The 10,249-nt window shown below is 48.2% G+C and carries 9 protein-coding genes; 4 read left to right on the forward strand and 5 right to left on the reverse strand.

All coding sequences use genetic code 11. The features are described from left to right. Window positions 1–4 precede the first annotated feature (4 nt). From BZG81_RS12175 to BZG81_RS12190, 4 genes are all read left to right on the forward strand, one after another. The gene (locus tag BZG81_RS12175; protein WP_077460901.1) at window positions 5–1,384 is read left to right on the forward strand and encodes a GntP family permease; all 1,380 of its coding nucleotides are present in this window, start codon (window positions 5–7) and stop codon (window positions 1,382–1,384) included. A 9-nt stretch (window positions 1,385–1,393) separates the two neighbouring features. After that, window positions 1,394–2,002: a bifunctional 4-hydroxy-2-oxoglutarate aldolase/2-dehydro-3-deoxy-phosphogluconate aldolase gene (locus BZG81_RS12180; protein WP_077677502.1), complete on the forward strand. Its 609-nt coding sequence runs from the start codon at window positions 1,394–1,396 to the stop codon at window positions 2,000–2,002. 159 nt (window positions 2,003–2,161) lie between these two features. Further along, entirely contained in the window at window positions 2,162–4,087 is a 1,926-nt protein-coding gene (locus tag BZG81_RS12185; protein ID WP_077677503.1) for a RecQ family ATP-dependent DNA helicase, read from the forward strand. A gap of 185 nt (window positions 4,088–4,272) precedes the next feature. After that, on the forward strand, window positions 4,273–5,742 hold the full coding sequence (locus BZG81_RS12190; RefSeq protein ID WP_077460898.1) for a transporter substrate-binding domain-containing diguanylate cyclase: 1,470 nt from the start codon (window positions 4,273–4,275) through the stop codon (window positions 5,740–5,742). Between the two features lie 4 nt (window positions 5,743–5,746). Here BZG81_RS12190 and BZG81_RS12195 read toward each other — a convergent pair whose 3' ends face one another. The 5 genes from BZG81_RS12195 to BZG81_RS12215 form a co-directional block, all read right to left on the reverse strand. Continuing rightward, complete coding sequence (locus BZG81_RS12195; protein WP_021022980.1) at window positions 5,747–5,974, reverse strand: DUF2798 domain-containing protein; 228 nt, start codon at window positions 5,972–5,974, stop codon at window positions 5,747–5,749. A gap of 179 nt (window positions 5,975–6,153) precedes the next feature. Beyond that, entirely contained in the window at window positions 6,154–7,290 is a 1,137-nt protein-coding gene (locus BZG81_RS12200) for a M20 family metallopeptidase (RefSeq protein WP_077677504.1), read from the reverse strand. Between the two features lie 8 nt (window positions 7,291–7,298). Beyond that, complete coding sequence (locus BZG81_RS12205) at window positions 7,299–7,766, reverse strand: YjiG family protein (protein ID WP_021022978.1); 468 nt, start codon at window positions 7,764–7,766, stop codon at window positions 7,299–7,301. Continuing rightward, entirely contained in the window at window positions 7,763–8,500 is a 738-nt protein-coding gene (locus tag BZG81_RS12210; protein ID WP_021022977.1) for a nucleoside recognition domain-containing protein, read from the reverse strand. The genes BZG81_RS12205 and BZG81_RS12210 overlap by 4 nt, the downstream gene beginning before the upstream one ends. Window positions 8,501–8,818: 318 nt before the next feature. Then, complete coding sequence (locus BZG81_RS12215) at window positions 8,819–10,066, reverse strand: aromatic amino acid transport family protein (protein ID WP_021022976.1); 1,248 nt, start codon at window positions 10,064–10,066, stop codon at window positions 8,819–8,821. Window positions 10,067–10,249 lie beyond the last annotated feature (183 nt).

Genomic DNA, 10,249 nt, shown 5'->3' on the forward strand with positions numbered 1-10,249 from the left:
AGCCATGGAACTACTCGCACAAAGCCCTGAACCCACTACTTTACTCTTGATAGCATTGGGCGCTATCGCGTTGTTATTACTACTGATAATGAAACTTAAGGTGCATGCGTTTGCATCACTCACATTGGTCAGCTTAATCACTGCTTTGGCCACGGGGATCCCTACCGATAAGGTAGTGCCGGCCATGATGACAGGGTTTGGCGGCACCCTGGCGTCGGTCGCCTTGCTCGTTGGGCTCGGCGCCATGATTGGTAAAATTCTCGAAGTCACCGGTGGCGCAAATGTATTGGCCGATACGCTGATCGACCGCTTTGGCGAAGCCCGTGCTCCGTTTGCACTGGGTATCGCTTCTCTACTATTTGGCTTTCCGATCTTCTTTGATGCGGGGCTGATTGTGATGATGCCCATTATGTTTAGTGTCGCGAAACGTTTAGGTGGCTCACCGATAAAGTATGCCCTACCCGTCGCGGGTGCATTTGCGGTTATGCATACCTTCGTTCCCCCGCACCCCGGCCCCGTTGCGGCCTCAGATTTACTCGGCGCAGATATGGGTCTTCTCTTGGTCGTTGGGCTACTGGTTTCGCTACCCACTTGGTATCTAGGCGGTTATTTATTTGGTTTGTATGCCGGCAAGAAATTCAATATTCCCCTTGCGAAGGCGTTTTTAAATACAGAAGTGATGTTTAAAAACAAAAAGGACCATCCCACCTTTTCTACGGTGCTGATGATCTTACTCCTACCTGTCATGCTAATTTTCCTCGACACAGGCTTAAACGCACTCAGTGTTGCAGGTATCGTTGACGGCGAAAACCCATGGGTTGGTTTTCTGCGTATGCTGGGTAAAACACCGGTTGCACTGCTCATCACCCTATTGACCTGTTTGCTGGTCTTCGGCCAAAAGCTGGGTAAGAGTAAAATGGAAAAGCTGTGCTCTGACTCATTGGCACCGATTTGTGCGGTGATTTTGGTGACCGGTGCGGGCGGGATGTTTGGAGGCGTACTTCGTTCTAGCGGCATTGGTGAAGCACTCGCCAACATGCTGTCAGATACAGGGATGCCGATAATATTGGCCGCGTTTGTGATTGCTACCTGCTTGCGTGTCGCACAAGGCTCAGCCACCGTTGCACTCACAACCACAGCCGCGCTGATTGCGCCCACGGTGTCGCACACTGTCGGCTTATCTCAACTCGATTTATGCTTTATTGTCATCGCGATTGCCGGTGGAGCTACCGTTTTATCGCATTTCAACGACTCGGGTTTTTGGCTCGTATCACGTTTGCTCGAAATGGATGAAAAAACCACGCTAAAAACTTGGACTGTGATGGAAACCCTGCTCGGGACTATCGCGTTTGTTATCGTAGCGCTATTAAGCATTTTACTATAAGGGAATCCCATGACTGAACTACACCAACGTCTCAAGGCAATTCGCATTGTGCCGGTGATTGCGATTAATAATGCGGACGATGCCGTGCCGCTCGCTAAAACTTTGGTCGACAATGGCTTACCGTGCGCCGAAATCACCTTTCGTACCGACGCGGCTGCCAGTGCTATCCGCCAAATGCGCGATGCCTATCCCGAGCTACTGATTGGTGCCGGAACGGTACTGACGCCTGCACAAGTCGATGCTGCGATTGACGCTGGGGCGGATTTTATTGTTAGCCCTGGGCTTAATCCCACTACAGTAAAACATTGCCAACAACGTGGGATTGCCATCGTCCCTGGGATCAACAACCCGAGTTTGGTCGAGCAAGCCATGGAACTTGGTCTTGATACGTTGAAGTTTTTCCCCGCGGAAGCGTCGGGAGGCATTGCGATGTTAAAAGCGCTATCTGCGGTGTACCCGGTCAGCTTTATGCCAACCGGCGGCGTGAGTGAAGAAAACGTGAGCGATTATCTCGCGTTGCCCTCTGTACTGGCATGTGGCGGTACTTGGATGGTGCCCGCCAAGTTGATTGATGAGCAAAGGTGGGATGAGATCGCAGCACTGATTAAGGCGCTGTGATAGCTCTCGCATCCGTTAAGAAAAGATCGACCCCACTTATTGAAGATAATGGGGTCGCTCGCACGCATACCGCCTGTGCTTGCAACCTCGGCACATAGCCGATACCTTTTCCCGCCTGTTCATAAACAGACACTTGGTTAAAAGTAGGGGAAAGACGGCATGTTGGCACAAGCACTTGAGCAAATTTTTGGGTTTTCGTCATTTCGTGCGGGACAAGAAGCAGTGATCTCGCAGGTGATGCAAGGTGAATCGGCCTGTGCGATCTTTCCCACCGGTGCAGGTAAATCATTATGCTATCAATTGCCGGCCACACAGCTGCCCCACTTAACATTGGTGATTTCGCCTTTGCTGGCATTAATGCATGATCAACTTGCATTTATGACCCGCAAAGGCATCCCAGCGGCCACCATCGATTCAACGCAGACACCCGAACAAACCAAACAAGTGATGGATCAAGTCCGTCGCGGCGACATCAAGGTACTGATGATTTCAGTCGAGCGTTTGAATAACGAACGTTTTCGCCAGTTTATCACTCCTATCCCGATCTCGTTATTGGTGGTGGATGAAGCGCATTGTATCTCTGAATGGGGACACAATTTTCGTCCTGATTACCTCAAACTCCCTGCTTACCGACAGCAATTAAATATTCCGCAAGTCTTGCTTCTCACCGCCACCGCAACGCCGGCTGTGGTTGAGGATATGCAGACGAAGTTTGCCATCCCGGCAAATAACATCACATTAACGGGGTTTTATCGTCCTAACCTGCATCTAAATGTGGTCGCCGTGGAAGAGACGCAAAAACGGCAAGCGCTGGTTGAGCAGTTAAAGCCCGACCCCGATTTGCCGACCGTCATTTATGTCACCCAGCAGCAGACCGCGGAGAATATCGCCCAGTGGTTACAATCCCAGCATATATCCGCGACAGCTTACCATGCCGGTATGAGTCACGATGTTCGCGTGTCGATACAAGAGGCATTTATGTCGGGCCAATCGCCATGTATTGTTGCGACCATCGCCTTTGGGATGGGCGTCGATAAGGCGGATATTCGCCGTGTCATCCATTTTGATTTGCCGAAGTCGATTGAAAACTACAGCCAAGAAATTGGCCGCGCGGGACGGGATGGTCACAAGGCGACCTGCACGGTACTCGCTAACCAGTCGAGTCTGAATGTACTAGAGAATTTTATCTACGGCGATACGCCAGACAAAATGGCGATTCAGGGGTTACTGGAAGAAGTACAACAGGCAGGTCAACAATGGGAAGTCATGCTCCATAGTCTTTCACGGACATATAATATTCGGCTCTTACCGCTTAAAACCTTGCTCGTTTATTTAGAAATGGCCGGCGTGATCACCAGCCAATACAGTTACTTTGCCGATGTGAAATTCCAGTGTGTGGAGTCACCCGCCGCCATTACGGCCAAATTCCATGGTGAGCGACGCGAATTTGTTGCCCAGCTATTTGCATGCGCGATCAAAGCAAAAACCTGGTACAAGATGGATTTCCAACAACTGTGGCAACGCTTTGGAGCAGAAAGAAAGCGCGCGTTAACTGCATTGGAGTACTTTAACGAACAAGGTTGGTTATCACTCGCGACACAACAAGCCACACAAGTGTTTGGCGTGAACACCCACGAGATTGATATTCACGATCAAGCTGAGACGCTGTATGCCCTTTTTGCCAAAAAAGAACAGAGCGAGCTTGCCCGCATCAACCAATTACTGACCTTGTTATCTTCTTCAACCTGTATTAGTCAGCGCCTTGCCGACTATTTTGGTGATCATGCGGCACCAACCACCTGTGGTCATTGCTCGGTATGCCAAGGCGAGATCGCCCATTTACCTCCGCGCCCAGAATTACCGGCGATCGATGCGCAAGCGTTATCCTCATGGTGTCAGCACTTTGCGGCTGCTTGCGACGGCACGCCAACTTCGGCGGCAATGACGCGCTTTTTACTCGGCCTATCGTCACCGCTTCATACCAAAATTAAGGCGAAGGCCATACCTGGGTTTGGCGCCCTTGCATCTTATCCGTTTCAAACTATCAAAGAACAGGTGATCGCTGATCACGATACCTATCATTAAGAAGTGGCGATTTGATTCATTGACCTTTGCGTGCGTTAACACCCGTTTAAGCGGCTAGCCGAACAATCTCAGTGTTATGCAACAGCCGCGATCACCTTTATAACCCTATAGTTATAAGAAAACGAGACAAATTTATCCCAGAAGTTAAGAATTTATTCATATACTGATGATAAAGACGTGATGCGGTGACCACCGCACACTTAATGTATTGCCATATTCAGGGTTTATTTATGCTGCATTCTGGGGCGTTGTATGTTTTGGCCCGCCAAATTGTTTTTACACTGTGCGTTGGCGTGTTGTTATCGATAAGCCCCAGCGCTCACTCTGATAACAGCGAACAACCTGAGTCACAAAAACCTGTTTTAAAGGTGGCTAATTCGCATGCATGGCGTCCATTTTCTTATCTCAATAGCAACCAAGAACCCAGAGGGATCTTGATTGACTTTTGGAAAGAATTTGGCGACCGCAATGGCTATGATATCGAGTTTCTATTGACCGATTGGCAAACGTCAATCGATTTAGTGCGTACCGGTCAAGCTGATGTGCACGCTGGGCTCCTTCAGTCACCGGAGCGGTTGCAATTCATGGATTTTGGCACGCCTCTATTTGCCATTGATACGCAAGTATTTTTCAGTCAATCCATGATGGGCACGTCTGCTGACTTTGTCCTTTCTGGTGAGACCGAACATAAGATTGGCGTGGTACAAGGCGGGTACGAAGAAGAGTTTATGAGCGCTAACTTTCCAGACGTAGCATTGCAGCTTTTCCCGAATAACCAAGCCATGCTTGATGCGGCATTATCTGAAAAAATTCAAGCATTTGTGGCCGACCTGCAAGTGGCAAATTATCACCTTTATACCACCACGAACCACAACCTTTTTATCCCTGTCAGGCACCTTTATACAGAGATGCTGCACGCTGGATTTGCGAAAGGCAACGCGGCATTACTTAATCGCATAGACAATAAATTTGCTTGGTTAGATGACGATACTAAACGCCAGCTACTCAATCGCTGGGTCTATTATGACGTTGAAACGGTTTACCCTACACATTTATTTCCTGCTTTAGTCGCTATCAGTATTTTTATCGTTACCAGTTACATTGTCTTACTTAAGCGAACGGTCAAACAAAAAACGCGCGCGCTACAAACAGCCAACGATATGCTTCAAGATCAAGCCATTACCGACTCATTAACGCTGTTGCGCAATCGCCGGTATTTTTATCAATACCTCTATGACTTGGATAAAACGAGAGGCGACATCGCACTAATGGTTTTTGATATTGATGACTTTAAAGCATTTAACGATGGTTTTGGTCATGCTCATGGGGATGAAGTGCTCTGTTTTGTGGCTAAAACGGCGACAACTCTATTGCCGAAAGATGCCATTATCGCCCGTATTGGCGGCGAGGAATTTGCAATACTCCAATACTTCTCAAGTGCAGAGGGCGCCTTGGCACAAGCAAGGGTTTTATGTGAAGAGATTGCGCGACAGAGTTTAGCGTTATTTAATCACGCGTCTAAGCCTGTCACGATCAGTTTAGGCGTTGCTTATTATCCTAGCGGCATGCCTCACAGTGAAATTATCGATGCTGACAAAGCCATGTACCAAGCCAAAAAACAGGGTAAAAACTGCGCGGTTCTACACGTGCTGTAACCCTTTACTCGCGGCTACACAACCACTGAGCTAATCGTTGAACATGTCTTGACGAAACAAAAATAATAGTAAACGCAATGGGCCAAGCAACGATAAAGGCCTCTAACCAACGCCAAACAAACCCACTGCTCAGCCCGGTATTCACAGCGGTGATTACCGCTGTCATCAACGTCACCATTAACACTGACATCAGAAACGGCGCAACAATAGGGAAAAATCGTTTTGGTAACATACACACCCAATAATTTAGCAAGTACTAATGCTTATAGTAAATGAGCAAGCAGAAATAACAAGTGGTGTTACTGCGTCGATCAACTATAGCAGATCAACTTCCCCCCTAATTTGTAATATGACATGGTCACTTGATGGGAAACGCCATCGCGGCTACCGCTTATTGTAGCCGCGCAATGTTTAGACTGTTTTTTGCTCTGCTAAACGTGATAACACTCGAGTGAGCAAGCGGATCCTTGGTTCAATGGAGTCGAGTTGCAAATACTCACCATCACTATGGAAGTTGGCTCCTACTGGGCCAAATCCATCTAAACTAGGGATCCCCAATGCTGCGGTATTATTGGCATCGGAGCCGCCGCCCACCGCTTTCCAATGGATAGGCACGGTTTCCTCAAAGGCTGCCGCTTCAACAAGACCCATCAAGTGTTCCGTTTCAGGGGTCGGCACCATCGCTGGTTTATAGGCTTCGCGAACCAATTCAATGGTGACATCGGGGGTGTAAGGGTGAGAGGCGCGCGCTTGAATGGCTTGATCAAGCGCGCAATAAGCATTGTTGTCCCAGAACCTGACGTCAACCAGTGCTGATGCATAAGCAGCGACAATATTCGCCCCCGCTCCACCTTCAATCAAACCAGCATTAATACTGGTACCGGCCTCTAGATCTTTCATACTATCGAGGGTCACCAGCCAATGAGCTAACTCTGTAATCGCGCTACGTCCTTTTTCTGGCTCGTTACCAGCATGAGCGGCACGACCTGAAACGGCAATTTTATAACGCGCCATGCCTTTACGCGCTTTTACTAAGCCACCATCTGCGCGGGCCGCCTCTGCCACCAGCACATAGCGTGCATTACGAGCAACGGACTCAAGCCAGGTACTGGAATGTATCGAACCCACCTCTTCATCCGGGTTCATGCAGACACAAATGCTCAATGCATCACGTTCTGCTTGCGGCAATGCGCGCAGTGCATACACGATATTAAGCAAGCCTGATTTCATGTCTGATACACCGGGACCGTATGCGAAGCCGTCCTCCACATGCATGGGACGCTCTGCCGCCGTCCCCTGAGGAAAGACCGTATCCATGTGACCAATCAGCATCACATCGATATGTGGATGGGTTGGCTGGTTGCGAATTTCCAATCCAATCCCTGCCTCTCCACATTCCACTCGCTTAATATGCCATCCTGCCATTTGCTCATATTTATCGGCCATTAGGGCCGCAATCACCTCAATACCTTCTCGTTGAAAGGTGCCACAGTCGATATTGACTAGAGGCGCCAACTCATCTAGGTAGCGTTGCAAAGAAAACGTCATCATGCCTCCTAAAGTAAAAGATTCATCACCCACATGGCGCCAAAAGCATTCAGAATAGAAATGCCGACCATAATAGGGATGTAGCGGCCTTCAGTGCCAATCGGGCCCATTACTCGGCCAATGTATTGCACTTGCGAACCCATTAAATAAATAGCAGGAACCAAGATAGCGATATGGGTACCGGTGAGAATGCCTTGGTCAAACAAAGTGATCACGACACCAACAGCGCCTCCCATCGACATCCATGCCCCCATTAGCACTGCGGCGGCTTCACCGGGTAATCCGAATACAGCCATCACAGGTGCAAACACATCGCCCATCAAGGCCAGTAGGCCGGTAATTTGAAGTGCTTTGATAATCACAAACGCCATGACAACATTAGGCACGGTTGATGTTGTTGCAATATGCCAACCTTTCTTAGCGCCTTCGACAAAGATGTCAGTGATCATCGGTTTACTGGTAGAAGACTGGGTCATGATGCGTGCTCCTCTTGATAGGATTGTGTCTTTTCTCGCTGCGGTCCTTTGCCCTCAGTTATATTGAGGTACAAACGAAAGACATTGGCACCAATGAACTTAAATAAGAAGATCACGCCAATAGCAAGACCAATTGACGATGTCACCGCTAACGAACCGTCTGACATGGTTAAAGTAAAAAGTACCGCGCCCGAGGAAAAAAAGTTGACGATGGTTGCGCCTGCCGTGAACTGAAACATGGTGAATACATCGGTTTCACGCTTGGTCAGGTAACCCTCATCTTTCAATTGACGAGTCATCGCTGCGCCAGCATCTGTGCTTTGCATGGAGGCAATCAGTGCTAGTCCTGAATTTCCAGGAATGCCTAATACAGGTTTAAGAAGAGGCGTTAAGAGTTTGCGCGCGGCATCAAGCGCTCCATAGTGCTCAAGTACACCAATCATACCCAGCGCAAACATCACGGTAGGAATTAAGGTCAACGCAAAAATGAAACCATCACGCGCACCGCTCCCGCCCTTACCGCGAAGTGATGTTGTTGCCACCTCTACCGTGCCGTCTGTCGCAGTCGTGGCCTGATACGCAACTTGTCCGAACGAACCATTCAAGGTGGTAAAGTCGAACACGCCGTACCATTGATTGGATTGTAACAATCCCGAGAAAAACACCACAGCGAATACCAGTGCCAAGTAACATCCCCATGTCACTTGCCGATCTGTATCGGTTGGATGTGTCATAAACAGCCCTCATGATCAATGAACATTGACCTCATCATCGGCGCTGACACACAAACAAAGATTGATAATTATCAATTTATCCCACAAGTAATAGGCTAGCAGTTACATAATATGAGCTCATTCATAAGCTGACAAACAAAGTCAAAGAAAACAGAAATGAATGTGACTTTAAAGGCTGATTTAAATGCATTTATATGTCACAACTGAGAGATATGCGCAGAGAACATCGGATAAGAAAACCGCTTATAATAGATTAGAAAATATAACCCAAAAAGCGCCCAGTGGGCGCTTTTTTAATGGATGATTACGAATACTTAATTAGCCCATCAGGTTATAAAGCAATGCTGATATCGCAAGCATCCCTGTGATGAAGATAAAGTAAGTACCTACTTGCCCACGATACTGCGCCAGGGCTTTGACCTTGTAAGCGGCAACCGTTGGCATAATGAACAAGATCATCGCAATCACAGGCCCAGACAATGCACCCATCATGTCAAGGATACTGGGGTTGATCACGGCACAGCCCCAAATAGCAAAAAACATCACGATGACGCCCAGTTTGTCGGCGCTTTTGTAAGTGAGTTTACTGTGCTTCGTCACCAAGCCGTTCAAACTTTCACGCGCGCCAAGGAAGTGTCCCAAAAACGATGAAGTAATCGCAATGAAAGCAACCAAAGGCCCCAAGGTACCAATAAACGGGTTATGGGTGACATTAGCAAGATACGACAATACAGACACATTTTGTGCTTTTGCTTCTGCCATTTGTGCTGGGGTGAGTGTCAACACACACGAGAACACAAACAGCAACACAAAAGCCACCAGCATAATACCGGCACGTTTAAGAATTTGCTCTGACTTACCTTGAGCCTCGTCGCCGTAATGCCGGCGCTGAATGTTGGCAAAGCTAGAAATCGCCGCTGCATGGCTAAACGAGAAAATCACCACAGGCACCGCCAACCAAAGACTCATACCCAGCTCACCCATCGGCGGTAAACTGAGATTAGGCGTTTGCCACGATGGAACAAGATAAAAAGACAGAAACGCCAGAATGGCAACCAACGGATAAACCATCGCCGCGAACGCACGCAGCATCAGGCGTTCACCACCCAACATGATCGCAATCATACCAGCGACTAGTACACCCGACAGCAACACGCGATTTGGTGATACCCATCCCAGTTGGTTGACTAAAAAGCTATCAACCGTGTTGGTCAGCCCAACGCCGTATATCAATAAAATGGGGAAAATAGAGAGGAAATACAGCATCGAAATCATACGTCCGACATTGGCGCCGAAATGTTCTGCGACGACATCGGTGAAATCGGCATCGTTGTGACGCGACGATAATACAAAGCGCGCTAGACCCCGGTGCGCCATATACGTCATCGGAAACGCTAGTACCGCCATAATAATCAGCGGCCAAAAGCCCCCCATTCCTAGGTTAATGGGTAGAAACAAAATTCCGGCACCGACCGCGGTTCCAAACAAGCTAAGCGCCCAATGGGTGTCATGCTGGGTCCAACGGTGCGATACACTTTTTGAGGAGATATCTATAGTCTGGTTCACGTCAAACTCTCTTAGTTATAATATTTTGTGCGGTTGCATAGTACCGAGTTCGACCTAAACTATCACATATATGTAATAGATATATGTCCTAATTGTATCACCAAAAACACGCAAATCCAGCTGGGCCATTCTTCAAATGGCAGCATAAATAACCAATAAATTGACAAATAATCAGAATAATAT

The sequence above is a fragment of the Salinivibrio sp. MA607 genome (genome assembly GCF_001996245.1).
Taxonomy (GTDB): domain Bacteria; phylum Pseudomonadota; class Gammaproteobacteria; order Enterobacterales; family Vibrionaceae; genus Salinivibrio; species Salinivibrio costicola.